Source organism: Actinokineospora spheciospongiae (assembly GCF_000564855.1).
Taxonomy (GTDB): Bacteria; Actinomycetota; Actinomycetes; order Mycobacteriales; family Pseudonocardiaceae; genus Actinokineospora; species Actinokineospora spheciospongiae.
This window is the reverse complement of sequence record NZ_AYXG01000241.1, coordinates 1-24980: the sequence shown is the minus strand read 5'-3', so window position 1 is coordinate 24980 and position 24980 is coordinate 1. Positions and strand designations below refer to the sequence as shown.

The following is a 24980-nucleotide window of genomic DNA, read 5'->3' as shown; positions in this document are numbered from 1 at the left end:
CCGTGACGTCCCCCGACACACATCTGGGGATAAACCTGTGGATAGTGTGGACAACTCGGTCCGCCGCCCACCATCTGGAGTATCAGACCGACCGCTGGGCGCAGATCAATCCACAGCCCCCGGTGGAAAACTCGGCAATCCATCCACAGGCGCGCCCGTGGGCGACGGGAATCCGACTGCGGAGAGTGGTGGCTCCGAGGCCGCGGAGGGCGGCGCCGTGCTCAGGGGACCAGATCTTGCCAGAGCCGCCCTGGAGGCCGCGCGGCAGGTCGCCCGGGCCAAGCCCAAGCGGCGGACTGTTCCACGTGGAACAGCGGGCGGGGGCTCGCGAGCCCGGCGCCGGTGGTCCGGTGCGGGGTCCGACGACCGCGACCCGCAGCCGCTGGGCAGGCTCGCGTCCCGGGTCGCGGCCGAGCGGAACTGGCACGAGAATCTTGCCGGTGGGCAGGTCTTCGGCCGGTGGACGCAACTGGTCGGTTCCGAGGTCGCCGAGCACGCCAAGCCGATCGCGCTCCGGGACGGCGAGCTGACCGTGCAGGCCGAGTCGACCGCCTGGGCCACCCAGTTGCGGCTGTTGCAGCGCCAGTTGCTGGTCAAGATCGCCGCCGGGGTCGGTCCGGACGTCGTGCGCAGGCTCAAGGTGCAGGGCCCTTCGGCGCCGAGTTGGCGGTTCGGCACCCGGCACGTCTCCGGACGCGGACCCCGGGACACCTACGGCTGAACCTCGCGCCTCGAACCTGCCCTGCCGACGGCCGGACACGTGCCCGTTCCGTCCGATCGCTCTGTGAGCAAACCAGGGGTGTCCTTGACCCCGTTCTGCGGGACCGCACCGGTACTATGTCGGGAGAGGTGTGACGGGCCCCGGCCGGACTGGCGGGAGCACGCACCGCCGTCGCAGTCGATCCGACGCACGAGGAGACACCGGGCACGTGGCAGCAGACAAGCAGGAGAACTCGTACGGCGCCGGTTCCATTGGCGTGCTCAAGGGGCTTGAGGCGGTCCGGCTGCGCCCCGGCATGTACATCGGTTCCACCGGCGAGCGCGGACTGCACCACCTGATCTGGGAAATCGTGGACAACTCCGTCGACGAGGCGATGGCGGGGCACGCCACCAGGGTCGAGGTCACCCTGCTCGCCGACGGCGGTGTCCGGGTGGTCGACGACGGCCGGGGCATCCCGGTCGACGAGCACCCGGAGGAGAAGCGGTCCGCGTTGGAGGTCGTGATGACCGTCCTGCACGCGGGCGGCAAGTTCGACTCGGACAGCTACGCGGTCTCCGGCGGCCTGCACGGCGTCGGCATCTCCGTGGTCAACGCGCTGTCCACCAAGCTGGAGGCGGTGGTCAAGCGCGACGGGTACGTCTGGACGCAGACCTACCGCGACTCCAAGCCGGTCGACCCGGTCGCCAGGGGCGCGGAGACCGCCGAGACCGGCACCACGATCACCTTCTGGGCCGACGACACCATCTTCGAGACCACCGAGTACAACGCCGAGACCGTCGCGCGCAGGCTCCAGGAGATGGCCTTCCTCAACAAGGGCCTGACCATCGTGCTGCGCGACGAGCGGGTCGCCGACGCCGAGGCCGAGGCGGACGCCGACGGGGTGGCCGCCAGGATCAAGGAGCGCACCTACCACTACCCCGGTGGGCTTGAGGACTTCGTCAAGCACATCAACCACAGCCGCGAGGCCGTGCACAAGTCCGTCATCGCGTTCGAGGCCGAGGGCAAGGGCGTCCAGGTCGAGGTCGCGATGCAGTGGAACACCGGCTACAGCGAGTCGGTCTACACCTTCGCCAACACGATCAACACCCCCGAGGGCGGCACCCACGAGGAGGGCTTCCGCGCCGCGCTGACCCGGGTGGTCAACGTGTACGCGCGGGAGAAGAAGCTGCTCAAGGAGAAGGACACCAACCTCGGCGGCGACGACGTGCGCGAGGGCCTGGCCGCGATCGTGTCGATCAAGCTGGCCGAGCCGCAGTTCGAGGGCCAGACCAAGCAGAAGCTGGGCAACACCGAGGCCAAGACGTTCGTGCAGCAGACCTGCAACGAGTGGCTGGCCGACTGGTTCGAGCGCAACCCGGCGGACGCGAAGACGATCGTCACCAAGGCGGTGTCGTCGGCGCAGGCCCGGCTCGCCGCGCGCAAGGCCCGCGAGCTGGTGCGCCGCAAGGGCGCGCTGGACATCGGCGGCCTGCCGGGCAAGCTCAAGGACTGCCGCTCCACCAACCCGGAGGAGTGCGAGCTCTACATCGTCGAGGGCGACTCGGCGGGCGGCTCGGCCAAGGAGGGCCGGGACTCGCTGTACCAGGCGATCCTGCCGATCCGGGGCAAGATCATCAACGTGGAGAAGGCCCGGCTGGACCGGGTGCTCAAGAACACCGAGGTGCAGAGTCTCATCACCGCCCTGGGCACCGGCATCCAGGAGGACTTCGACGTCACCAAGCTGCGCTACCACAAGATCGTGCTGATGGCCGACGCCGACGTCGACGGCAAGCACATCACCACGCTGCTGCTGACGCTGCTGTTCCGGTTCATGCGCGGGCTCATCGAGCACGGGCACGTGTACCTGGCCCAGCCGCCGCTCTACAAGATCAAGTGGCAGCGGACCGACCCGGAGTACGCCTACTCCGACCGCGAGCGCGACGGGATGCTCCAGACCGGGCTGTCCGCGGGCAAGAAGATCAACAAAGAAGACGGCATCCAGCGCTACAAGGGCCTCGGCGAGATGAACGCCGAGGAGCTGTGGGAGACCACCATGGACCCGGCCAACCGGCTGCTGCGCCAGGTCACCCTCGACGACGCCGCCCAGGCCGACGAACTGTTCAGCGTGCTCATGGGCGAGGACGTCGAAGCCCGCCGGTCGTTCATCACGCGCAACGCCAAGGACGTGCGGTTCCTCGACGTCTGAGCACCCGGCAGCCGAGAACCCCGCACCGCCCTAGCCGAAATCCCGAAGGGAAAACCCGGTCGTGACCGAAACCCTGCCGCCGCCTGGCGATCGCATCGAGCCAGTCGACATCCAGCAGGAGATGCAGAGCTCCTACATCGACTACGCCATGAGCGTCATCGTGAGCCGGGCGCTGCCCGACGTGCGCGACGGCCTCAAGCCGGTGCACCGGCGGGTGCTGTACTCGATGTTCGACACCGGTCTGCGCCCCGACCGCAGCTACGTGAAGTGCTCCCGCGTCGTCGGCGACGTGATGGGCAACTACCACCCGCACGGTGACACCTCGATCTACGACACCCTGGTCCGCCTGGCCCAGCCGTGGTCGATGCGCTACCCGCTGGTGGACGGCCAGGGCAACTTCGGCTCCCCGGGCAACGACCCCGCCGCCGCCATGCGCTACTGCGTCGTGGCCGACACGCGGGTCAAGCTGGCCGACGGGTCCACCCCGCGCATCGGCGACCTGGTGCCCGACGCGGCGCCGAACTCCGACAACGAGGTCGACCTCAAGGTCCTCGACCGCAACGGCGACCCCGTGCGCGCCGACGCGCTGTTCCACTCCGGCGAGCACCCCACGCTGACCCTGCGCACCGCCGAGGGCTTCGAGCTGACCGGCACCCGCAACCACCCGGTGCTGGCGCTGGTGTCGGTCGAGGGCGTGCCGACGCTGCTGTGGAAGCTGCTGGAGGAGGTCGAGCCGGGTGACCGGGTCGCCGTCCAGCGGGTGCCGATCGACGACGTGGACCAGCCGACCGCGCGCGAGCAGGCCAACGCCCTCGGTGCCGCGGCCCGGTTCACCAAGCACCCCACCGACGCCGACCGCGCCCCCGAGCACGTGTGGCGCGGTGGCCCGGTGCTCAAGCGGGTGTTCCTCCGCCTGCTGCTCACCGCGGGCGGGACCGTCTTCACCGACGACGGCACGATCCGGCTCACCTACACCGCCGCGAGCGCGGGCCTGGTGTCGGACGTGCAGCGGATGCTGCTGGAGTTCGGCGTGCTGTCGCGGCTGAGCACCAGCGAGGGCGTGCCCGCGCTGGTCGTCGTCGGCCACCACGACGTGAGCCTGCTCGCCGCCCGGGTCGGGCTGCGCTCGGTCGCGCACGACGAGCTGGTGCACGCGCTGGCCGAGGCCCCGGTGGAGGCGGTCGACCCGCTGGCGGGCATCGACGACCCGGAGCTGCGGGCCGCCGCGGAACCGCTGGTCGACGGCCGGTTCCACTACGCCGAGGTGACCGCCGTCGCCGACGCCGGGGTCCAGCCGGTGTTCAGCCTGCGGGTCGACACCGAGGACCACGCGTTCGTCACCGACGGGTTCATCAGCCACAACACCGAGGCCCGGCTGATGCCGCTGGCCATGGAGATGCTGCGCGACATCGGCGAGGACACCGTCGACTTCGCGCCGAACTACGACGGCAAGACCGAGGAACCGCTGGTCCTGCCGTCGCGCATCCCGAACCTGCTGGTCAACGGCGGTTCCGGGATCGCGGTCGGGATGGCGACGAACCTGCCGCCGCACAACCTGCGCGAGGTCGCCGACGGCGTGGTCTGGGCGCTGGACAACCCCGACGCCGACGACGACCAGTTGCTGGCCGCGCTGCTCACCCGGATCAAGGGCCCGGACTTCCCGACCAGGGGCCTGATCCTGGGCACCGGCGGCATCGAGGACGCCTACCGGACCGGTCGCGGCTCGGTGCGGATGCGCTCGGTGGTCGAGGTCGAGGAGGACGCCAAGGGGCGCACCATCCTCGTCGTCACCGAGCTGCCCTACCAGGTCAACCCGGACAACCTGATCGAGAACATCGCGCAGCTCGTGCGCGACGGCAAGATCACCGGCATCTCCGACGTGGCCGACGAGTCCAACCGGCGCATCGGCATGCGCATCGTGATCGGGCTCAAGCGCGACGCGGTGGCCAAGGTCGTGCTGAACAACCTGTTCAAGCACACCCAGCTCCAGCACAACTTCGGCGTCAACATGCTGGCCCTGGTCGATCAGATCCCGCGCACGCTGCGGCTCGACCAGATCATCCGGCACTACGTGAAGCACCAGCTCGAGGTCATCGTCCGGCGCACCCGCTACCGGCTGCGCAAGGCCGAGGAGCGCGCGCACATCCTGCGCGGCTACGCCAGGGCCCTCGACGCCCTCGACGAGGTCATCGCGCTCATCCGCCGCTCGCCCTCGGCCGACGAGGCGCGCAGCGGCCTGATGGCGCTGCTCGAGGTCGACGAGGTCCAGGCGACCGCGATCCTGGAACTCCAGCTACGCCGCCTGGCCGCCCTGGAGCGCCAGCGCATCATCGACGAGCTGGGCGAGATCGAGCGCTACATCGGCGAGTTGAACGAGATCCTGGCCAGCGAGCAGCGGCAGCGCGAGATCGTCCGCGACGAGCTCAAGGAGATCGCCGAGAAGTACGGCGACGACCGGCGCACCAAGATCATCCCGTTCGACGGCGAGGTCTCCATCGAGGACCTGATCGCCGTCGAGGACGTGGTCGTCACCATCACCCGCACCGGCTACGCCAAGCGCACCAAGACCGACCTGTACCGGGCGCAGAAGCGCGGCGGCAAGGGCGTGCAGGGCGCGGCGCTCAAGCAGGACGACATCGTGGCGCACTTCTTCGTGTGCTCCACCCACGACTGGATTCTGTTCTTCACCAACAAGGGCCGCGTCTACCGGGCCAAGGCCTACGAGCTGCCCGAGGCCAACCGGGCCGCGCGCGGGCAGCACGTGGCCAACCTGCTCGCCTTCCAGCCCGACGAGCAGATCGCCCAGGTCATCCAGATCAAGGACTACACCGTCTCGCCGTACCTGGTGCTCGCCACCCGCGACGGCCTGGTCAAGAAGTCCAAGCTGTCGGACTTCGACAGCAACCGCGCGGGCGGCCTGATCGGCATCAACCTGCGCGAGGACGACGAACTGGTCGGCGCCGTGCTGTGCTCGGCCGATGACGACCTGCTGCTGGTCTCCGCCGGTGGGCAGTCCATCCGCTTCCACGCCAGCGACGAGGCGCTGCGCCCGATGGGCCGGGCCACCTCCGGCGTGCAGGGCATGCGCTTCAACGCCGGTGACGAGCTGCTCGCCCTCGGCGTGGTCAAGGACGGCACGTTCGTCCTGGTCGCCACCGACGGCGGGTACGCCAAGCGCACCCCGATGGAGGACTACTCCGTGCAGGGCCGCGGCGGCAAGGGCGTGCTCACCATCCAGCACGACAGCAGGCGCGGCAGGCTGGTCGGCGCGGTCATCGTCGAGCTGGAGGACGAGCTGTACGCCATCACCTCCTCCGGCGGGGTGATTCGGACGACCGCGGCGGAAGTGCGCAAGGCGGGCAGGCAGACCAAGGGCGTCCGGTTGATGAACCTGGGCGAAGGGACCACCCTGGTGGCCATCGCCCGCAGCGCCGAGGAGACCGCGGCGGCCGTCGAGACGGTGGAGGCCGTCGCCGACGCCATCGAGTCCGGGGACCCCACCCCGGCCACCGGGACGCCCGCCGAGGTCGTCGCGGCCGAGCACGCGTCGACAGAAGAGACCGGCTCCACCGACGAACCGACCGCCGAGTAAGACCCGCAGACGAAGGCAGTAGGGAACCCGCTCGTGACACCAGCCGAGAAGCCGGACACCACCGCAGCCGAATCGGAGCGGACGTCGATCATCACCGACGGCACCGCGGCGGGCGCCACCGCGCCCGCCGCGGCCGCCCCGGCGGGTGACCCCCAGCCCGCGGACGCGGACACCACCGTGCAGACACCGAAACCCGCGGGCGAACCCGGCGGCGACAACCACACCCCGCCGCCGTGGGCCAGGGTCACCGCCGACGCCCAAGCCGAAGCCGGGGGCGACGCCACCCAGGCCCTGCCCCCGGTCGGCAACGGCCACACCCCCGCCTCCCACACCCCAGCCGCCCACGCCCCCGGCTCTTACGGCACCGATCCCCACGGCGCCGATCCCTACAGTGCCGATCCCTATAGCGCCGACTCCGAACCCACGATCAACGTCCCGCGCCCCGTCGTCACCGGCACCGCGGCGGGCAGGCTCTTCGGCACCAGCACCGACGACGACCGCTCCGCGGCCCCCCCGGGCATCGGCGGCACCCCCACCGCCACGGGCGCCTCCAGCACACCCCCCAGCGCCCTGCGCAGGCCCGGCCGCGGCCCCCGCCGGGCCAACCTCCAGGTCAAGCGCTTCGACCCGTGGTCGGTGCTCAAGCTCTCCCTGGTCCTGGGCGTCTCCCTGTTCTTCGTCTGGCTCGTCGCCGTCGGCGTCCTCTACGCCGTCCTCGACGGCATGGGCGTCTGGGACAAGGTCAACGGCATCTCCAGTGAACTCCTCAACGCCTCCGAGGGCTCCAGCGGCGACCCGCTGATCAGCGCCGGGCGCGTCTTCGGCATCGCCGCGATCATCGGCGCCATCAACATCGTGCTGTTCAGCGCCCTGGCGACGGTCGGCGCGTTCGTCTACAACGTGTCCGCCGACCTGGCCGGAGGGCTTGAGGTCACCCTCGCCGAACGCGAGTAGGGGATACCGATTTGGGGTCGCGCAGGGGGATGCGGTAATCTTCCTGCGTTCCCACAGGGGCCTATAGCTCAGGCGGTTAGAGCGCTTCGCTGATAACGAAGAGGTCGGAGGTTCAAGTCCTCCTAGGCCCACGGACTCGGGCGACCCATGCTCGCGGAAAGCGCGAGCCGGGTCGTCCGTCCTCGTTCTGGGGGGCGACCCCCCAGACCCCCACGGTGCGGTTGGTTGCTGAACCAGCGTGGTTGGCGGCTTTGCCGCTGTTTGGGGCTTGAGGGAGCTTCGCTCGCCTCGCCTCGCCTCGCCTCGCCTCGCCTCGCCTCGCCTCGCCTCGCCTCGCCTCGCCTCGCCTCGCCTCGCCTCGCCTCGCCTCGCCTCGCCTCGCCTCGCCTCGCCTCGCCTCGCCTCGCCTCGCCTCGCCTCGCCTCTGCTTTCTGTTCCTCTCCCTGCTGCCTGCCTCTCTTCTCTTGCTGCTGCTTCCTTCCGCTCGTTGTCTTCTGGGGGTCTCCCTCGTCCTGGGGGGGTTGGGGGGTGTGGCAGGATGTGGGGGGCGTCTCGGGGGTTTCTGGGGCGTTGGTGTTGTGTTGGTGTGTTGTAGTGCCTTAAGGAGGCATCGGACGTGAAGAAGCTCCTCGCGCTTGCTGCGGTTGCGGGTGGTGTGCTCTTTGTCGTTCGTCGCAAGAGCGCGGCGAAGGCTGAGGCCGACCTGTGGCGCGAGGCCACTGCTCCGGCCGCGAACAACGGCACGAAGAAGGCCTGAACGTACTTCCGGTCGGCACGGGGTACCGTGTCGGCCTGAGGGGATGTAGCTCAATTGGCAGAGCACTGCCTTTGCAAGGCAGGGGTTAGGGGTTCGATTCCCCTCATCTCCACGTGAACGAGGTCGGCCCATCCTGTGGGTCGGCCTCGCTGGCGTTTTGGGAGGTTGCTGTGGTGCGCGGGGTGTCGGGGCGGGTTGCTGGGGTGGGGCGGTCGGCGACGGTGTCGCTGTTCGACCTGGTGGGGGAGTTGCGGGCGGCGGGGCGGTCCGTTGTGGATGTGAGTGGGGGGCAGCCGGACTTCGCCACCGGGGAGCACGTGGTGACGGCGGCGGTGGCGGCGCTGCACGAGGGGTTCACGCACTACACGGCCAGCCGCGGGCTGCCCGAGCTGCGCGAGTTGGTGTCGGCGAAGCTGTTGGCGGACAACGGGATCGAGGTTGCGCCCACCGACGTCGTGATCACGCCGTCGGCCAAGCACGGGTTGTACGCGGCGCTGCTGACCCTGTTGGACCCGGGGGACGAGGTGGTGGTGCCCACGCCGAGCTGGGTCAGCTACCAGGCGATGGCGCGGCTGGTGGGCGGCGTTCCCGTCGAGGCGGAACTGAGTGGTGCCAACGGGTTCCGGTTGACCCGGGAGGTGTTGGAAGGCGCTGTGTCGGGGCGGACCAAGGCGGTTCTGGTCAACACGCCCAACAACCCGACCGGGCGGGCGCTGGACGCGGAGGAGGCGCGGGTGCTCGCCGAGTTCGCGGTGGCGCACGACCTCTACGTGGTGGCGGACGAGATCTACGAGGCGGTGCTGTTCGACGGGCGGCGGCACCTCAGCGTGGCCGCGCTGCCGGGGTGCGCCGAGCGGACGCTGACCGTGAACGGGTTCTCCAAGAGCCACGCGATGACCGGGTGGCGGCTGGGGTGGGTGGCCGGGCCGGGTGCGGTCATGGCGGAGCTGGTGAAGGTGCAGGAGCACACCGTGAGCTGCGCGGGGTCGTTCGTGCAGCGCGGCGGGATCGCGGCGCTGAGCGGGCCCGAGGAGTACGTCGCGGGGATGGTGGAGTCCTACGACCGGCGGCGGCGGGTGGTGGTCGACGGGCTCAACGCGCTGCCCGGGGTGTCCTGCGCCCTGCCGGAGGGGACCTTCTACGCGTTCGCCGACATCTCCGGCGCCGGGAAGGGCGGCTCGGTCGGGTTCGCGGAGTGGGCGCTGCGGGACGCGGGCGTCGCCGTCACCCCGGGGGTGGCGTTCGGGGCGGGCGGCGAGGGGTACGTGCGGCTGTCGTTCGCGGCGCCGGTGGACGTGGTGCACGAGGCGTTGGCGCGGTTGGCGCGGGCGCTGGGCTGAGGTTCCACGTGGAACCACACTGCGCGTGATCTGGTCCGGGCCAAAACCACCCGCCCGGGTGAGGGACTGTCCGGGCGGGTGGTGGCCGTGGTCGGTCACGCGGTGACGGTCTCCCGGCGGCTCGACGAGGAGCGGGAGAAGAACTGGTCGACGGCCCAGGCGCCCGGGCCGAGGAAGGCGATCAGCAGGAACGCCCAGCAGAACATGGCCGAGGGCTCACCGCCGTTCTCCATCGGCCACAGGCCCTCCGGGGCGTGCACGACGAAGTACGCGTACGCCATGGAGCCCGAGGCGGTCAGCGCCGCCCACCTGGTGAACAGCCCCAGCAGGACCAGCGCGCCCGCCACCAACTGGATGGCCGCGGCCCACCAGCCCGGCCAGGCGGCGAACTCGGGCGTGCGACCCGCCCGGCCCAGGACGCCGAACAGCGTGGCGACGCCGTGGGCGGCGAACAGCAGACCGACGACGATCCGGAACAGGGCGAGCACGTGGGGCTTGGTCCGGTCGAACAAGTCCATCTTCGCTCTCTCTCACTCGAATCAGCAGGGAGGTGTTCGGCTTCCATTGGTGGCGGGGGACCACCGACGGTGTGTATGCCTCTGCGGTGAGTGAGGTTCAAAGAGTGCTGTGGACCACAGGGGGTCTCGATCTGGTTGACTTGCTCTCGCTATGAGACGAGCCGTGATACTTGCCGCGCCCCTGCTCGCCCTCGCGGCGTGCACCACCGACTCCGCGCCGCCGCCCGCGTCGGACGCCCCGACGACCTCGGCGACCCGGCCCGCGGCGCCGACCACGCGGGCGGAGGCGGCGCCGCCCGCCGAGCCGGAGCCGGTCGCCGACGGGCCGTGCCCCTACCTGACCAGCGCCGTCGTGGCCGACGCGAACGGGCAGCACGTCACCAAGGTGCGCACCTCGGCGGACAAGCCGACCCCGGCGTGCTTCTTCTACCGCCCCGACGGCAGCGTCCAGCTCACCATCCGGGTGTACCAGGGGGAGCCCGCGGTGGCGAAGGCGCTGGTCGACCAGGCGGCGCCGATCGACACCTCCAACCCGGCGAGTTCGCCCGCGGGCTGGGAGGGCGGCTCCATCTCGGGTGAGGAGAACGCCGTCTACGCCGTCGCCAAGGGCGGTTCGGCGGTGGTGGTCGATTCCAACCAGAAGCAGACGATCAAGGCCAGGCGGATCGCCGAGGCCGCCATCGAGAACCTGGGCCTGTAGGCAGACCACTGGCCCGCAACCCCGGATCGCGGGGGTGCGGGCCAGTGGGATCTACGCCGGTCCTCGTCGGACTAGTTCTTGTCGGACCCGATCGGCTTGGTGGGCTTGCCCTGGCCGTTGGTCTCGGGCGCGCCGACCGGCTTCTCCGCCGCCTTGGGGGGCACGGGAGCCGCCGGGGCCGCTGCCGCCGCCGGGGTGGGCTTCGCCACAGGGGCGGCAGCCGTCGGGGCGGGCTTGGCGGGCGCGGGCTTGGCGGGCGTCGGCTTGGCGGGCACGACCGGCTGCTGGGCCGGGACCTGCTGCTTGCCCTTGAGCGCCGCGGCGGCACCGGCGCCGAGCGCGGCCAGCAGGATCAGCCACGGCCAGCGGCGGCTCTTCTTGTTGGCCGGGTCCTTGGCGGCGGCGCGCGCCGCGACCTTGGCCGCCTTGATCTGCGCCTGCAACTCGCCGCGGTACTGCTTGACCTGCGGCTTGAGGTCCTTCTTGAGCTGCTTGACCTGCTTCTTCACCGGCGCGGTCGCGGCGACGGCGCTCTTGACCGTCTTGTTCTTCGCCGCGTCCTTCTGGGCCTGCTTCGCGGCCTTCGCCAGGTCCTTGCGGGTCTGCTCGGCGGTCTTGGCCAAGCGCTTGCGCGCCCTGCGGGTCGAGGCCATCGCTTCCTCCCTGGCCACCTGCGCGCTCTCCGCGAGCGCACCGGCGACCTGCTGCGGGGCGAGGCCCTTCGCGGCCAGCTTCTGCTCGGCGACGTGTGCCGCCTCGGCACCCGCCTGACCGGCGCGAACGGCGCCCTCTCGCACCGCGCGCCAGCCGGTGCCGACGGCCTTGCCGACCGTCTCTCCGGCCCGGGTCATGGCTTCACCTCGTCCATCTCGTCGATCTCGTGCTCGAACACAGTTGTCTTCCACGACGTACCCAATCCTGCCCGTTCCAGACGGATTTCGCCGAAGATGGCACGATGGCGTCGTGGCTGACAGCAACGCATCCCTCGTTGGGACGAAGGTAACCGTCACCCTGCACACCAGTGAGGGCGACATCCGGATCAACATGTTCCCGGACCAGGCTCCGAAGACCGTGTCCAACTTCGTTGGGCTGGCCGAGGGCACCAAGGACTACAGCACGGAGAACGCGAGCGGCACCAAGTCCGGTCCGTTCTACGACGGCGCGGTGTTCCACCGGGTCATCGACGGCTTCATGCTCCAGGGCGGCGACCCGACCGGCACCGGCCGCGGCGGTCCCGGCTACCAGTTCGCCGACGAGTTCCACCCGGAGCTCCAGTTCAACAAGCCCTACCTGCTGGCCATGGCCAACTCGGGCGCGAACACCAACGGCTCGCAGTTCTTCATCACCGTCGGCCCGGCGACCTGGCTGAACTTCAAGCACACCATCTTCGGCGAGGTGGCCGACCAGGGCTCGCGCACCGTGGTGGACAAGATCGGGCACGCGCCGACCGGCCCGGGCGACCGCCCGCTGACCGACGTCGTGATCAAGAACATCACCGTCGAGCGCGCCGAGGGCTGAGTGGGAAACCCGCCGCACCAACCGCAGCCCGGGGCGCAGGCGGGCCTGCCCGCCTGCGCCCGGCACCCCGACCGGCAGACCGCGCTGAGCTGCACCCGGTGCGGTCGCCCGGCCTGCCCGGAATGCCTGGTCGAGGCCTCGGTCGGCTTCCAGTGCGTCGACTGCGTGCGGGAGGGCAACCGGGGCGTCCGGCGGCCCACCACCGTCGCCGGGGCGGCGCTCGCGTCGAAGCCGGTGCTGGTGCCCGTGCTCGTCGGGCTCAACGCGGTGATGTACGCCATCACCGCGCTGCTGGCCCGCGACCCGATGTCGAACGAGAACTCCGACCTGTTCCACGCGCTGTCGGCCTACGCGCCGTCCATCGCGGCGGGGCAGTGGTGGCGGGTGGTGACGGCGGGCTTCCTGCACTTCGGCCTGCTGCACCTGGTGGTCAACATGGTGGCGCTGTGGTTCCTGCGCGACCTGGAGCTGCTGCTGGGCAAGGTGCGGTTCGGCGTCGTCTACCTGGTTTCGGTGGTCGGCGGGTCGGTGGGGACGTACCTGTTCAGCGCCCTGGGCACCGAGGGCGCGGGTGCCTCCGGGGCGATCTACGGCCTGCTCGGCGGGCTGCTGGTCGCGGTGATCCGGCTCAAGCAGGACCGGCACGCGCTGATGCAGGTCGTCGGGGTCATCGCGCTGAACCTGGCGTTCAGCGTGGCCATCCCGCAGATCTCGCTGCTGGCCCACCTCGGCGGCCTGGTCATCGGCGCGGTGCTGACCGCGGGGATGCTCTACGCGCCCGCGGCGCGGCGCACCCTGTGGCAGTCGCTCGTCGTCGCGGGGGTGCTGGTGGTGCTGGCGGTGGCCTTCGCCGTCCGCACGCCGCAGATCAACGAGCAGGTGTTCTGCCCGGAGCCCACCACCGGGGTGTGCTACCAGGTCCTGGGCTAGTCCTGGGCTAGGTCCGCAGCCGGAGCAGGGCGTCGACCACCTCGTGCGGTTCGACGCCCAGGTCGAGCTGCCCGAGCAGCACCAGGCCGGGCACCTCGGCGTTGTCCGCGTCGATCTCGACGACGCTGGACTCGCGGCCGAGCCTGCGGGTCCGCACCAGGCGGACGTTGACCTCGCGCCAGCGCCAGTGCCTGCTGCCGGTCAGCCCGCGGACGGTCACCCCTTCGGGGTCGGCGGCCAGCCGTGGGCGCGCGAGCGTGCCGAACAGCGCGGGCACGCCCAGCGCCACGGCGGCCACGGCGAGCAGCAGCGTGCCCCTCGGGTCGTCGATCAGCACCGCCAGCAGGGCGGCGACCAGGGCCGATGCCCAGGCGACACCGACGACGGCGGGGCGCGGGGACCAGTGCAGGGGGGTCACCCCTCCATGGTGCCGCATAGCTGTCCACAGGAGTTATCCACAATGGGGATGACTTACATCCGTGTGGTTCAATGACGCTGGGCCAAACGGCTCAACCCGTCCGTGCGAGGAGCGCACGACGGGGGAGTCCTGCTCCGCGGAGCGGGTGTCGGAGCGTCAGCGCCAGCGCATCGTCATGAGCAGGCCCGCGATCATCAGCGCGAAGCCGATGGCGAAGTTCCAGTTGCCCAGCTCGGCCATGAAGCCGATCTTCTCGCCCGCGATGTAGTTGACGACCAGCCAGGCGAGCCCGATCAGCATCACGCCCAGCATCACCACGACGTACACCGGGTGCGACGGGCCCGCCTGCTTCACCTTGACCGGCGTGCGCCGGTCGGTGGTGGGGGCGGTGTAGACGGCCTTCTTGCGGACCTTGGACTTGGGCATGTGTCCTCGCCTGACGTGGAGCGTTGGGTGCGGTGCGGTTCGTTCTGGCAGGTCGTTCCGGCAGGTTCGTTCAGCACAGGCGCAACTCCCGCCGGAGCAACACGTTAACGTAAACGGACAGGGCAGCGAATCACCAGTCGCCAACGATCTGACCCCGCCCGCGGGCAGGCCGTGCAGGGAGGAGCCCCGCGTGAGCACGGTGGACCACAGCGATCCCCCGGTTTCCGACACCCGCGTCGGCCCGGCGGGTGGCGGCAACCGGCGCGACCCGGTGCGCACCGCCGTGCGCGCGATCGGTGAGCTGCTGATCACCGCGGGCCTGGTGGTGCTGCTGTTCGTCGTCTACGAGGTGTACGTCACCGACATCACCTCGGCGGCCAAGCAGCGCGACGCGACCGCGGCCCTCGACCAGGAGTGGCAGCAGAGCACCCCCGAGGAGCAGCAGCAGCGCCAGGAGCACTACGACGGCCCGGAGGGCTCCGGCATCGCCAAGATGTACGTCCCCGCGTTCGGCGCCGACTACTCCTTCACCATCCTGCGGGGCACCACCGAGAAGACCCTCGAGGTCGGCCCCGGCCACTACACCGAGAGCGGCGACCCCGGCCTGCCCGGCAACTTCGCCGTCGCGGGCCACCGGGTCGGCAAGGGCGCCCCGTTCAACGACATCGACCTGCTGAACTCCTGCGACGCGATAGTGGTGGAGACGCGTTTTAGCTGGTTCGTCTACCGGGTGCTGCCCAAGGCCGACGAGGTGGCGGACTGGGCGAGTCGGGCCGCGGACCCCCGGTGCACCGGGGTCGGCCCGCTCGGCGCCCCCTACGACCGGGTCGTCGGCCAGGAGATCGTCTCGCCCACCCAGGGCTCGGTGATCCTGCCGGTGCCCAACCGCGACGACGTGACCGACAACGCGGGCGCGACCGCGTCGCTGATGACGCTGACCACCTGCCACCCCCGCTTCTCCGACCGCGAGCGGCTCGTCGTGCACGCCGTGATGGTCAAGCAGTGGGCCAAGAACCCGGACAAGCCCGGCGAGACGCCGCCCGAGTTGAAGGAGACGAGCTGATGTACGGGTGGATCTGGCGGCACCTGCCCGGCCCGGTCGCCGTTCGGGCGATCACCGCGGTGCTGCTCGTGGCGGGCGTGGTCGCGCTGCTGATGTTCGTGGTGTTCCCGTGGGCGGAGCCGAAGCTGCCGTTCAACCAGGTGACCACCCAGTAGCGGTGGACGGCGGCGGTAGCTTGTGGGTATGCGCGTTCTGGTCGTCGACAACTACGACAGCTTCGTCTACAACCTGGTGCAGTACCTCGCCCAGTTGGGCGCCGAGTGCACGGTCTGGCGCAACGATGCCCCCGAGCTGTCGGCCGCCGACGCGCTGAGCGGGTTCGACGCGGTCCTGGTCAGCCCGGGGCCGAGCACGCCCGAGCGGGCCGGGCAGAGCATCGACGTGGTCAGGCGCTGCGCGCAGGCCCGGCTGCCGCTGCTCGGCGTGTGCCTCGGGCACCAGGCCATCGGTGTCGCCTGGGGCGCCACGGTCGACCGGGCGCCGGAGCTGCTGCACGGCAAGACGAGCCTGGTCGGCCACAGCGGCGCCGGGGTGCTCGCCGGGCTGCCCGACCCGTTCACCGCCACCCGCTACCACTCGCTGACCGTGCTGCCGGAGACGATCCCGGACGAGTTCGAGGTCACCGGGCGGACCGATACCGGCATCGTGATGGCCATGCGGCACCGGGAGCTGCCGATCGAGGGCGTGCAGTTCCACCCGGAGTCGGTGCTGACCGACGGCGGTCACCGGATGCTCGCCAACTGGCTGGCGTCGGCCGGGTTCCCGGTCGCCGAGGCCACCGTGTCGGAGCTGGAGCAGGGGATGCGCAAGCTCACCGCCGCCATCTCCTCCTGAACCCGGAACGCGGAGAGGGCCGCCCCCCACCTCGGGGAGCGGCCCTCTCCGCGCGTTCGACTACCGGGTCGGGTTGGTGGAGGTACCGCCGCCACCGCCGAGCGGGGACGTGCCGATCCGGACGTTGATCGTCTCGTCCTTGGCGATCTTGTCGCCCGGCTGCTGCTCCTGCTCGGTCACCTTGCCGACCTCGCGCGGGTCGAGGGTCTCGTCGTCGACCACGTTGAACGAACCGTTCCAGCCCACCTGCTTGAGCGCGGCCTCGGCCTCGGCGCGCGTCTTGCCCACCAGGTTCGGCATGTCGACCTCGATCTTGTCGCCGTTGGAGACGCTCAGCACGATCGTCAGCCCCGGTGCGACGCTGCCGGTCTTCGGCGCCTGGTCGACGACCGTGCCCACCGGCTTGTCCGAGGACACGTCCTTGCGCTGCGGGGTCAGCCCGACCGCCTTGAGGTTCGCCGCCGCGGTGTCGTAGTCCTGGCCGACCAGGTTCGGCACGTCCACCTTGGCGGGCTGCTTGCCGATCGTCAGCCGGACCTCGCTGCCCACGCTGGCCTGCGTGCCCGCCGCCGGGCTGGTCCGCAGCACCTTGCCGTAGAGGTCCTCGTCGTCGGTCTGCTCCTCGTCGACCGTGGCCGACACGGTGAGCTTGGCCGCCTGCAGGGCGGCGGTCGCCTCCTGCTGCGACTGGCCCGCCACGTCGGGAACGGCGACCTTCTGCGGCGACTCGCCGATGCGGACGGTGATCCGCTCGCCCTTGCGCAGGTTGGCGCCCGCGGCCGGGTCGGTGCCCAGGACCTTGTCGATCCGGTCCGGGCCGCACGGGCCCGGGGTGCCCGCGTCGGTCTGCTGGCACGGCACGCCCTGGCGCACCGGCTGGAAGCCGAGCTGGTTGAGCTGGGCGAACGCCTCGGCCTCGGTCTTGCCCGCCACGTCCGGGACCGGGACGTTGTCCCCGCCGGTCTGCTTCTCGTCCCCGCTGGTCAGGAAGAACAGCAGCCCGATCAGGCCGACCACGATCAGGCCGACCAGCACGATCAGCCAGGTCTTGCGCTGCCTGCGCCGCCGCTCCTCGTCCTCGTCGGCGTAGTCGTCGTAGTCGTACTCGTCGGCCATCGACTCCGGGCGGTGGCGCCCGCGCATCTCCGGCTGCGGGCTGCGCGCGCCGAGCACGGCGGTGCGGTCCTCGTCGGTCATCACCATCGGCGCGGCGGGCCGCTGCCCGGACAGCACCCGGACGATGTCGGTGCGCATCTCCGCGGCCGACTGGTAGCGGTTCGCCGCGCCCTTCGACATCGCCTTGAGCACGATCGCGTCGAGCTGCGGGCTCACCCGGGGGTTGACCTGCGACGGCGAGCGCGGGTCCTCGCGGACGTGCTGGTAGGCCACCGCGACCGGGGAGTCACCGGTGAACGGGGGTTCGCCGGTCAGGAGTTCGAACAGCACGCAGCCGGTGGCGTACACGTCGCTGCGGGCGTCGACCGACTCGCCGCGGGCCTGCTCCGGCGACAGGTACTGGGCGGTGCCGATGACCGCCGAGGTCTGGGTGACCGCGACCTGGCCGTCGGCCACCGCGCGGGCGATGCCGAAGTCCATCACCTTGACCGCGCCGGTCTTGGTGATCATCACGTTGGCGGGCTTGACGTCGCGGTGCACGATGCCGTGCCGGTGGGAGAAGTCCAGCGCCGCGCACACGTCGGCCATGATCTCCATGGCGCGCTGGCCGGGCAGCGGTCCCTCGGTCTTGACGATGTCGCGCAGGGTCCGCCCGTCGACGAACTCCATCACGATGTAGGGCAGCGGGCCCGTGTCGATCCGGGTCTCGCCGGTGTCGTAGACGGCGACGATCGCGGGGTGGTTCAGCGCGGCGGCGTTCTGCGCCTCGCGGCGGAACCGCTCCTGGAACTGGGGGTCGCGGGCGAGGTCGGCGCGCAGGACCTTGACCGCGACCTCGCGGCTGAGCCGGACATCGCGGCCGCGGTGGACCTCGGACATGCCGCCATAGCCGATCGTCTCGCCGATCTCATAGCGGTTGGAGAGCAGTCGCGGTGTGGTCATCAGTGCGTAGTCCCGCTCCTAGTCAAGTCCTGTCCCATCAAGGTGGTGCCCGGTGCGCCGACCATCAAGGCGGTCCGTCGCGCTGCGGGTCGCAGACGATCCGCACCGAGGTCCCGACCCGCACCATCCCGGTCGGGCTGAGCGAGGTGACGAGGCAGTTCGCCGGGTCCTCCGGGGTGGTGCCCTGGCCCGCGGTGACCACCGTCGACCGCAGCCGCAGCGTGCCCAGCTCCACCACCACGTCGGCGGCGCCGCGGCCGACGTAGTCCTCGCGGACCACGTCGACGAACGGCCCACCGCCGGTCGTCGGGTTGGCGGTCGGCAGTGGCAGCCCGGGGCCGCCCGGCTCGGTGTCCTCCACCGTGGGCTCGGGGAACTCCGTCGGCTCGGGCTGCTGGGTGGTCTCGACCTCGCCGCCCCGGTCGTCGGCGTCGCGCGGGGCCTGGTCGCCGCGGAAGATCGCGGGCAGGCCGAACGCCAGCGCCGTGATCAGCGCGACCGCCAGCACCGCGATGGTGATCCACAGGCCGGTGCGCGACTCCCGCGGCGGGTGCGCGGGCGCCCCGAAGCCGCCGGACGGCCCGCCGGGCTGACCGGGGGGCGGGGTCACCGGGACCATGCCGGGGTGCGTCCCCGGGTGGGCGCCCACCCCCGGCCCGCCGTGGTGCTGCTGCGCGCCCGCCATCGCCAGCCCGGACGGGGCGGGCAGCGGGCGGCCCGCGCGCACCGCGGCCACCGCGGCGGCGAACTCGCCGCCGTTGGCGTAGCGCTGCCTCGGGTCCTTGACCAGGGTCGCCTCGATCAGCGCCCGGGTGCCCGGCGGCACGTCCGGCGGCAGCGGCGGCGGCAGGTCGCGGATGTGCATCATCGCCACCGTCACCGCGTTCTCCGACAGGAACGGCCTGCGCCCGGTGAGGCACTCGTAGCCGACCACGGCCAGCGAGTAGACGTCGCTCGCCGGTTCCGCCTCGTGCCCGAGGGCCTGCTCGGGGGCGATGTAGTGCGCGGTGCCCATGACCATGCCGGAGCGGGTCACCGGGGCGGCGTCGGCGGCCTTGGCGATGCCGAAGTCGGTCAGCTTCACCACGCCGGTCGGGGTGATCAGGATGTTGCCGGGCTTGACGTCGCGGTGGACGTACCCGCGCTCGTGGGCGGCCTGCAACGCGTGCGCCGACTGCTCCAGGACGTCCAGCGTCCGGTCCGCGGCCAGCCTGCCCTCCTTGGCCAGGATCGCCGCCAGCGGGTCGCCCTCGACCAGCTCCATCACCAGGTAGGCGGTGTCCTCCGGGCCGTCGAGGACGGCGGCGGTCTCGCCGTAGTCGTGCACCCCGGCGATGCCCGGGTGGTTGATCGAGGCGGTGGTGCGCGCCTCGGTGCGGAACCGGTGCAGGAACTCGCCGTCGCCGGACAGCTCCGGCTTGAGGACCTTCACCGCGACCCGCCGGTCCAGCCGGGTGTCGGCGGCCTCCCACACCTCGCCCATGCCGCCGACCGCGATCCGGCGGGTGAGCCGGTAGCGGTCGGCGAGCAACTGGCCCGAGGTGAGCATGGTCAGCTCCCCCCGGCCAGCGCCGCGTTGATGGTCGCCCGGCCGACCGCGGCCGACAGCTTGCCGCCGGTGGCGGCCACGTCCTTGCTCTCCACCACGACGGCCACCGCGACCTTGGGGTCGTTGGCGGGGGCGAACGCCACGTACCAGGCGAACGGCGGGGTGTTCTTCGGGTCGTTGCCGGTCTCGGCGGTACCGGTCTTGGAGGCGATCACCAGGTCGCCGCGCTTGCCCGCGCCGCCGGTCTTCGCCTCGGACTCGACCATCATGTCGCGGAGCTGCTCGGCGGAGCTGCGGGACATGGCGTCGCCGAGGCTGTCGGTGTCGAAGTCGGAGATCTTCGACAGGTCCGGCGCCAGGATCGACTTCACGAGCTGCGGGCGCATCCGCTCGCCGCCGTTGGCGATGGTGGCGACGATCTCGGCGTTCTGCAGCGGCGTCAGCCGCACGTCGCGCTGCCCGATCGCGCTCTGGTAGATCGCGTTCGAGTCCGACAGCGACATGCACTCGTCCGGCTTCGGGCCGACGCAGGACTGCACCACCGGCATCGGCACGGTCAGGTTGTCCTCGCCGATGCCGAACTTCTCCGCCTGCTCCAGGAACTTCTCGTCGCCGAGGTCGTGCGCGAGCTGGGCGAAGGCGGTGTTGCACGACAGCGCCAGCGCGGTCGTCATCGACACCGAGTCCCGGTTGTTGTCGCAGAAGCCGCGGTTGTAGTTGCGCAGCTCCGACCCGCCGACCGCGATCCGGTCGGTCGAGGTGACCGGGTCGTCCTTGGTCCGGCCGTCCTCCAGCGCCGCCGCGGCCACCACCAGCTTGAACGTCGACCCCGGCGGGTAGCTCTCGGCGATCGCCCGGTTCAGCATCGGCTTGGCCGGGTTGTCCTTGTTGTAGCCGTTCCAGGCCTGCTCCTGGGCGTCGCCGTCGTGCGCCGAGAGCGGGTTCGGGTCGTAGGACGGGGTGCTGACCATGGTCAGGATCTCGCCGGTCTTCGGGTTCAGCGCCACCACCGCGCCCTTGAACCCGTTGCTCTCCATCGCCTGGTAGGCGGCGGTCTGCGCGGCCGGGTTGATGGTCAGCTCGACGTTGCCGCCGCGCGGGTCGCGACCGGTGATCAGGTCCGACAGCCTGCGCACGAACAGCCGGTCGTCGGAGCCGTTGAGGATCTCGTCCTCGGCCTTCTCCAGGCCGCCCGCGCCGTAGCGGGTCGAGTAGAAGCCGGTGACCGGGGCGTACAGCGGGCCGTTGGTGTACTGGCGCAGGTAGCGCAGGCGGTCGTTGGTGGCCTGCACCGTCGCCAGGATCTCGGGGTTGTCGCCGGAGCGGACGAGGATCTTGCCCCGCTCGCGGGAGTACTCCTCCAGCGCGATCCGCTTGTTGTTGATGTTCTTGCGGTAGTCGTCGGCCTTGAAGATCTGGATGTAGGTGACGTTGGCCAGCAGCAGGATGACCATCCCGAGCATGGCCAGGCCGACGCGGCGCAGCGGGGTGTTCACGACGGCCGCTCCACCATGACCGTGTGCGCCTCGGCGATCGGGGCCTGCGGGACCGGCCGGGGCCGGGAACCGCTCTGCGGGCGGCGGGCGGCGTCGGAGATGCGCAGCAGGAGGGCCACCAGGATGTAGTTGGCGAGCAGGGACGAGCCGCCGTAGGACAGGAACGGGGCGGTGATGCCGGTCATCGGGATCAGCTTGGTGACCCCGCCGACGACCACGAACACCTGCATGATCAGCAGGAACGACAGGCCGCCGCCGAGCAGCTTGCCGAAGGTGTCGCGGACCGCGAGCGCGCTGCGCATCCCGCGCAGCGCCAGCACCGCGTAGATCAGCAGCAGCGCGGCCAGGCCGATGAAGCCAAGCTCCTCGCCGATGGCGGCGACGATGAAGTCGGTGTTGGCCAGCGGCACCAGGTCCGGGCGGCCCGCGCCGAGGCCGGTGCCGCCGACCCCGCCGGTGCCCAGGCCGAACAGCGCCTGCGCGATCTGGTAGCCGCCGCCGATGTCGTTGTAGGTGGCCAGCGGGTCGAACCAGTTGGCCACCCGCTGCTGCACGTGGGTGAACAGCTTGTAGGCCACGAACGCGCCGCCGACGAACAGCGTGACGCCGATGCCCACCCACACGCCGCGCTCGGTGGCGACGTAGAGCATCACCAGGATCGTGCCGTAGAACAGCAGCGAGGTGCCCAGGTCCTTCTGGAAGACCAGCACGCCCAGCGACATCGCCCAGGCGAACAGGACCGGCCCCAGGTCGCGGGCGCGCGGCAGGTCGATGCCCAGCACCCGGCGGCCCGCGGCCATGAACAGGTCGCGCTTGGAGACCAGGAACGCCGCGAAGAAGACCAGCAGCAAGACCTTGGAGAACTCACCTGGCTGGATGGAGAACGGACCGACCCGCAGCCAGATCTTCGCGCCGTTGATGGTCGGGGCGATGAAGCCGGGCAGCACCGCGGGCAGCGCCAGCAGCACCAGCCCGGCCAGGCCGAAGGTGTAGCTGTACTTGGTCAGCGTGCGGTGGTCCTTGATCAGGATCAGCACCGCGAGCAGCAGCGCCAGTGCGACCGTGGTCCACAGGATCTGCTTGGGGACGTCGTTGTTGAACTCCCGGCCCGCCTGGATCGCGCGCTCGCTCAGCGCCAGGTCGATCCGGTAGATGATCACCAGCCCGAGCCCGTTGAGCACCGCCACGCAGGGCAGGATCAGCGGGTCGGCGTACGGGGCGAACCGGCGCACCGCCACGTGCGCCACGCCGAACAGGGCCAGGAAGGCCAGGCCGTACCAGACGATCCGGAAGGTGAGCGTCTGCTCCTGGTTGGCCTCCACCAGCATCAGCGCACCGGTCACCAGCGCCGCGGCGAAGCCGAGCAGCCACAGCTCGGTGCCGCGCCGCGTCGGCGTGGTGCTCTCGGCGGCCGCGCCCTGCCCGACCGCCGGACTCCCCACCGCGCCCTGGGCCGGTGATGCCATCAGCCGCCGCCCTTGTCCTCGTCGCGCGGCTGGCGGCAGGCGCCCGCCGGTGCGGGGTCGGTGGAATCGGTGGTGCTCGTGGCGCTGTCGGTCGTCGTGGTCGGGCCCACGGCCGTGGTCGTGGCGACGCCGGTGCTCGGCAGGGGGGCCGCGGGCGGGGCGCCCGGGGTCTCCGTCGGGGTCGCCTGGTCGGCCGGGTCCTCGCACAGCGGCAGCCGGTTCGTGCGGAGCTGGCTGAGCTTCTCCCTGGCGTCGGACAGGTTGTCGGCGGTGTTGCGGCCCGAGCGCACCACGTCCTGGCCGATGGAGTTCAGGTCGTCGACGTAGAGCCGGTCGCACGGCACCGGGTCCTCCGGGCCGCAGCTCCCCTGGACCTGGCTGTTCAGCGACAACCCCAGGACGCTGCCCTGGATGCCCTGGAAGATGGCGACCTCACCCGCGCCGCCCTCCCCGATGAAGTACTGCGTGTTGACCCAGTACCGGACCCCCACCGCGCCCGCGCCCAGCAGCAGCGCCACCAGCAGCAGGACCAGCAGCGCGCGCAACCGCTTGCGCTTCTTGATCTTGGGGTCCGGCGGTTCCGGCTGGACCTGCGGCCGGGGCGCCGGGCGCGGCGCGGTGATCGCACCGGCGCGCGACGCCGGGGAATCCGGCGGCGGCCGCTCGTCGGAACCGTTGCCCGCGGCACCGCCGACGATCGGGTTGTTGTCGCCGTAGTCGATGTCCACCACGTCGGCGATGATCACCGTGACGTTGTCCGGCCCACCGGACTTCAGCGCCAGCTCGATCATCCGGTCCGCGCACTCCTGCGGGTCCGGGATCTGGATGGCCTCGCTCAGCGTCTCGTGGCTCACCGGCCCCGACAGCCCGTCCGAGCACAGCAGGTACCGGTCGCCGGGGCGGGCCTCGCGCACGGTCAGCGTCGGCTCGACCTCGTGCCCGGTCAGCGCCTTGAGCAGCAGCGACCGCTGCGGGTGCACCGCGGCCTCGTCCTCGGTGATCCGGCCCTCGTCGATCAGCGACTGCACGAACGTGTCGTCGTGCGTGATCTGGGTGAACTGGCCGTTGCGCTGCAGGTACACGCGCGAGTCGCCGACGTGCACCAGGCCCAGGCGGTTCCCGGCGAACAGGATCGCCGACAGCGTCGTGCCCATCCCGTCCAGGTCCGGGTCGCCCGCCACCAGCTCGGCGATGGCGCCGTTGCCCGCGAGGGTCGCCTCGCGGAGCTGCCCGAGCAGGTCGTCGCCGGGCTCGTCGTCGTCCAGCGGGGCCAGGGCGGCGATGACCACCTTGCTGGCCACCTCGCCCGCGACGTGGCCGCCCATGCCGTCGGCCAGGGAGAGCAGGCGGGGGCCCGCGTACACGGAGTCCTGGTTGTTGGAGCGCACCAGGCCCCGGTCGCTGCGGGCCGCGTAACGGAGTACCAGGGTCATGAGCGCAGCTCGATCACCGTCTTGCCGATGCGGATCGGGACGCCTAGCGGCACCCGGAGGGGTTGGGTGACCTTAGCCCGGTCCAGGTACGTCCCGTTCGTCGAGCCCAGATCTTCCACGTACCAGTCCGTTCCGCGCAGCGACAGCCGGGCGTGCCGGGTCGAGGCGTAGTCGTCGTCGAGCACCAGCGTCGAGTCGTCCGCCCTGCCCATCATGATCGGCCGCCCGTCCAGGGTGATCCGGGTGCCCTGCAGGGCCCCGTGCGTCACCACCAGTTGCCTGGGCGCCTTCCCGCGCACTTTCTTCTCCGACGACCTGCGGAACCCGGGCACCGCCACGCGGAGCCCGGACGCGGCGTACAGGTCCGACCGGACCACCCGCAGCGCGGCAAGCACAAAGAGCCAGAGCAGGGCAAGGAACCCCGCTCTGGTCAACTGCATGACCAACTCTGGCACTTGTTGTTGCCGCTCCCGCTTCTCACCGGCAGGTCCGCTCGCGCCGGACCCACCCCACCGGGCCAGATCCAGCACGAGGACTGCCCGGGCCCACGAACCCCCGGACAGCCCCCCAGGACGTCTGGCCCCTCTCGGACGTTGCCCGCCCCTGCGGGCAGGCCGGTCAGCCCTGCGTACGGAACACCAGCGAAGAGTGCCCGATGCGCACCACGTCGCCGTCGGCGAGCTGCCAGGTCTGCACCGGGGTGCCGTTGACCGTGGTGCCGTTCGTCGAGCCCAGGTCCGCCAGCGTGGCGCTCTGACCGTCCCAGGTGATCTCCAGGTGCCTGCGCGACACGCCGGTGTCCGGCAGCCGGAAGTCCGCGTCCTGGCCCCGGCCGACGACGTTCCCGCCCTGCTTGAGCGAGTAGTTGCGGTTGGAACCGTCGTCGAGCTGCAGGCTGGCCGAGAGCTGCCGCTGGGTCTGTACCGCGGGCGGGGCGTAACCGCCCTGCTGCCCGTACGGGTCCTGGCCGTACCCCTGCTGCTGGCCGTAGCCCTGCTGGTCGTAGCCGCCCTGCTGCTGGC

General features: G+C 71.1%; 23 protein-coding genes and 2 tRNA genes. 14 read left to right on the top strand and 11 right to left on the bottom strand.

The window, feature by feature from the left end; translation table 11 throughout:
• Window positions 1-217: 217 nt before the first annotated feature.
• The 8 genes from UO65_RS30785 (at window position 218) to UO65_RS30755 (ending at window position 9549) form a co-directional block, all read left to right on the top strand.
• Window positions 218-721 carry a DciA family protein gene (locus UO65_RS30785; RefSeq protein ID WP_035289799.1) on the top strand — a complete coding sequence of 168 codons (504 nt, stop codon included), beginning with the start codon at window positions 218-220 and terminating at the stop codon, window positions 719-721.
• Window positions 722-929: 208 nt separating this feature from the next.
• A complete protein-coding gene (gene gyrB, locus UO65_RS30780; protein ID WP_035289796.1) occupies window positions 930-2906 on the top strand; it encodes a DNA topoisomerase (ATP-hydrolyzing) subunit B in 1977 nt (658 codons plus the stop codon).
• A 61-nt stretch (window positions 2907-2967) separates the two neighbouring features.
• Complete coding sequence (gene gyrA / locus UO65_RS30775; protein ID WP_035289793.1) at window positions 2968-6498, top strand: DNA gyrase subunit A; 3531 nt, start codon at window positions 2968-2970, stop codon at window positions 6496-6498.
• Between the two features lie 177 nt (window positions 6499-6675).
• Complete coding sequence (locus UO65_RS30770; RefSeq protein ID WP_035290074.1) at window positions 6676-7452, top strand: DUF3566 domain-containing protein; 777 nt, start codon at window positions 6676-6678, stop codon at window positions 7450-7452.
• Window positions 7453-7509: 57 nt separating this feature from the next.
• Window positions 7510-7583 (top strand) — tRNA-Ile (locus UO65_RS30765).
• A gap of 485 nt (window positions 7584-8068) precedes the next feature.
• Window positions 8069-8209 carry a DLW-39 family protein gene (locus tag UO65_RS37705; protein ID WP_110080690.1) on the top strand — a complete coding sequence of 47 codons (141 nt, stop codon included), beginning with the start codon at window positions 8069-8071 and terminating at the stop codon, window positions 8207-8209.
• Between the two features lie 39 nt (window positions 8210-8248).
• Window positions 8249-8321 (top strand) — tRNA-Ala (locus UO65_RS30760).
• A 61-nt stretch (window positions 8322-8382) separates the two neighbouring features.
• On the top strand, window positions 8383-9549 hold the full coding sequence (locus UO65_RS30755) for a pyridoxal phosphate-dependent aminotransferase (protein WP_035290071.1): 1167 nt from the start codon (window positions 8383-8385) through the stop codon (window positions 9547-9549).
• 95 nt (window positions 9550-9644) lie between these two features.
• On the opposite strand, the gene UO65_RS30750 is transcribed toward UO65_RS30755, so the two are convergent.
• Window positions 9645-10067, bottom strand: a complete 423-nt coding sequence (locus tag UO65_RS30750; RefSeq protein ID WP_035289790.1) for a DoxX family protein — start codon at window positions 10065-10067, stop codon at window positions 9645-9647.
• A gap of 151 nt (window positions 10068-10218) precedes the next feature.
• Here UO65_RS30750 and UO65_RS30745 point away from each other — a divergent pair, with 151 nt between their 5' ends.
• Window positions 10219-10767: a DUF2020 domain-containing protein gene (locus UO65_RS30745; protein ID WP_035289787.1), complete on the top strand. Its 549-nt coding sequence runs from the start codon at window positions 10219-10221 to the stop codon at window positions 10765-10767.
• Window positions 10768-10838: 71 nt separating this feature from the next.
• Here UO65_RS30745 and UO65_RS30740 read toward each other — a convergent pair whose 3' ends face one another.
• Window positions 10839-11618, bottom strand: coding sequence for a hypothetical protein (locus UO65_RS30740; RefSeq protein WP_052022040.1), 780 nt, complete (start codon window positions 11616-11618; stop codon window positions 10839-10841).
• A 112-nt stretch (window positions 11619-11730) separates the two neighbouring features.
• Here UO65_RS30740 and UO65_RS30735 point away from each other — a divergent pair, with 112 nt between their 5' ends.
• Together UO65_RS30735 and UO65_RS30730 are read left to right on the top strand one after the other, a co-directional pair.
• Window positions 11731-12285 (top strand): peptidylprolyl isomerase, encoded by a 555-nt coding sequence (locus UO65_RS30735; RefSeq protein ID WP_035289784.1) that lies wholly within the window; start codon window positions 11731-11733, stop codon window positions 12283-12285.
• Window positions 12286-13215: a rhomboid family intramembrane serine protease gene (locus UO65_RS30730; protein ID WP_052022039.1), complete on the top strand. Its 930-nt coding sequence runs from the start codon at window positions 12286-12288 to the stop codon at window positions 13213-13215.
• Between the two features lie 7 nt (window positions 13216-13222).
• On the opposite strand, the gene UO65_RS30725 is transcribed toward UO65_RS30730, so the two are convergent.
• On the bottom strand, window positions 13223-13633 hold the full coding sequence (locus tag UO65_RS30725; protein WP_233427908.1) for a PH domain-containing protein: 411 nt from the start codon (window positions 13631-13633) through the stop codon (window positions 13223-13225).
• 156 nt (window positions 13634-13789) lie between these two features.
• Complete coding sequence (gene crgA / locus UO65_RS30720; RefSeq protein ID WP_035289778.1) at window positions 13790-14059, bottom strand: cell division protein CrgA; 270 nt, start codon at window positions 14057-14059, stop codon at window positions 13790-13792.
• A 190-nt stretch (window positions 14060-14249) separates the two neighbouring features.
• Here crgA and UO65_RS30715 point away from each other — a divergent pair, with 190 nt between their 5' ends.
• Genes UO65_RS30715 through UO65_RS30710 form a run of 3 tightly spaced genes read left to right on the top strand, consistent with a single transcriptional unit; the run spans window position 14250 to window position 15956 of the window.
• Window positions 14250-15122, top strand: a complete 873-nt coding sequence (locus UO65_RS30715) for a class E sortase (protein WP_035289775.1) — start codon at window positions 14250-14252, stop codon at window positions 15120-15122.
• Entirely contained in the window at window positions 15122-15277 is a 156-nt protein-coding gene (locus tag UO65_RS37700; protein WP_181400039.1) for a hypothetical protein, read from the top strand. The genes UO65_RS30715 and UO65_RS37700 overlap by 1 nt, the downstream gene beginning before the upstream one ends.
• A gap of 28 nt (window positions 15278-15305) precedes the next feature.
• Window positions 15306-15956, top strand: coding sequence for an aminodeoxychorismate/anthranilate synthase component II (locus tag UO65_RS30710; RefSeq protein WP_035289773.1), 651 nt, complete (start codon window positions 15306-15308; stop codon window positions 15954-15956).
• 60 nt (window positions 15957-16016) lie between these two features.
• Here the strand turns inward: UO65_RS30710 and pknB are convergent, their stop codons facing one another.
• From pknB to UO65_RS30675, 7 genes are all read right to left on the bottom strand, one after another.
• Window positions 16017-18014: a Stk1 family PASTA domain-containing Ser/Thr kinase gene (pknB, locus tag UO65_RS30705; RefSeq protein WP_052022038.1), complete on the bottom strand. Its 1998-nt coding sequence runs from the start codon at window positions 18012-18014 to the stop codon at window positions 16017-16019.
• Between the two features lie 64 nt (window positions 18015-18078).
• Window positions 18079-19563: a serine/threonine-protein kinase gene (locus tag UO65_RS30700; RefSeq protein ID WP_035289770.1), complete on the bottom strand. Its 1485-nt coding sequence runs from the start codon at window positions 19561-19563 to the stop codon at window positions 18079-18081.
• Between the two features lie 2 nt (window positions 19564-19565).
• Entirely contained in the window at window positions 19566-21059 is a 1494-nt protein-coding gene (locus UO65_RS30695; protein WP_035289767.1) for a peptidoglycan D,D-transpeptidase FtsI family protein, read from the bottom strand.
• Window positions 21056-22525, bottom strand: a complete 1470-nt coding sequence (locus UO65_RS30690; RefSeq protein WP_035289764.1) for an FtsW/RodA/SpoVE family cell cycle protein — start codon at window positions 22523-22525, stop codon at window positions 21056-21058. Before UO65_RS30690 ends, UO65_RS30695 begins: the two co-directional genes overlap by 4 nt.
• A complete protein-coding gene (locus UO65_RS30685) occupies window positions 22525-23958 on the bottom strand; it encodes a PP2C family protein-serine/threonine phosphatase (protein ID WP_052022037.1) in 1434 nt (477 codons plus the stop codon). The genes UO65_RS30690 and UO65_RS30685 overlap by 1 nt, the downstream gene beginning before the upstream one ends.
• The gene (locus UO65_RS30680) at window positions 23955-24413 is read right to left on the bottom strand and encodes an FHA domain-containing protein FhaB/FipA (RefSeq protein ID WP_035289761.1); all 459 of its coding nucleotides are present in this window, start codon (window positions 24411-24413) and stop codon (window positions 23955-23957) included. The genes UO65_RS30685 and UO65_RS30680 overlap by 4 nt, the downstream gene beginning before the upstream one ends.
• Window positions 24414-24576: 163 nt before the next feature.
• Window positions 24577-24980 (bottom strand): FHA domain-containing protein (locus UO65_RS30675; protein WP_035289758.1); only part of this gene is annotated, 404 nt, incomplete at its 5' end.

Excerpts from the sequence above, each read along its gene's own strand:
- UO65_RS30750 (WP_035289790.1), bottom strand. The coding sequence starts at position 10,067 with ATGGACTTGTTCGACCGGACCAAGCCCCACGTGCTCGCCCTGTTCCGG.
- UO65_RS30745 (WP_035289787.1), top strand. The coding sequence starts at position 10,219 with ATGAGACGAGCCGTGATACTTGCCGCGCCCCTGCTCGCCCTCGCGGCG.
- UO65_RS30740 (WP_052022040.1), bottom strand. The coding sequence starts at position 11,618 with ATGACCCGGGCCGGAGAGACGGTCGGCAAGGCCGTCGGCACCGGCTGG.
- crgA (WP_035289778.1), bottom strand. The coding sequence starts at position 14,059 with ATGCCCAAGTCCAAGGTCCGCAAGAAGGCCGTCTACACCGCCCCCACC.
- UO65_RS37700 (WP_181400039.1), top strand. The coding sequence starts at position 15,122 with ATGTACGGGTGGATCTGGCGGCACCTGCCCGGCCCGGTCGCCGTTCGG.
- UO65_RS30710 (WP_035289773.1), top strand. The coding sequence starts at position 15,306 with ATGCGCGTTCTGGTCGTCGACAACTACGACAGCTTCGTCTACAACCTG.
- pknB (WP_052022038.1), bottom strand. The coding sequence starts at position 18,014 with ATGACCACACCGCGACTGCTCTCCAACCGCTATGAGATCGGCGAGACG.
- UO65_RS30700 (WP_035289770.1), bottom strand. The coding sequence starts at position 19,563 with ATGCTCACCTCGGGCCAGTTGCTCGCCGACCGCTACCGGCTCACCCGC.
- UO65_RS30690 (WP_035289764.1), bottom strand. The coding sequence starts at position 22,525 with ATGGCATCACCGGCCCAGGGCGCGGTGGGGAGTCCGGCGGTCGGGCAG.
- UO65_RS30685 (WP_052022037.1), bottom strand. The coding sequence starts at position 23,958 with ATGACCCTGGTACTCCGTTACGCGGCCCGCAGCGACCGGGGCCTGGTG.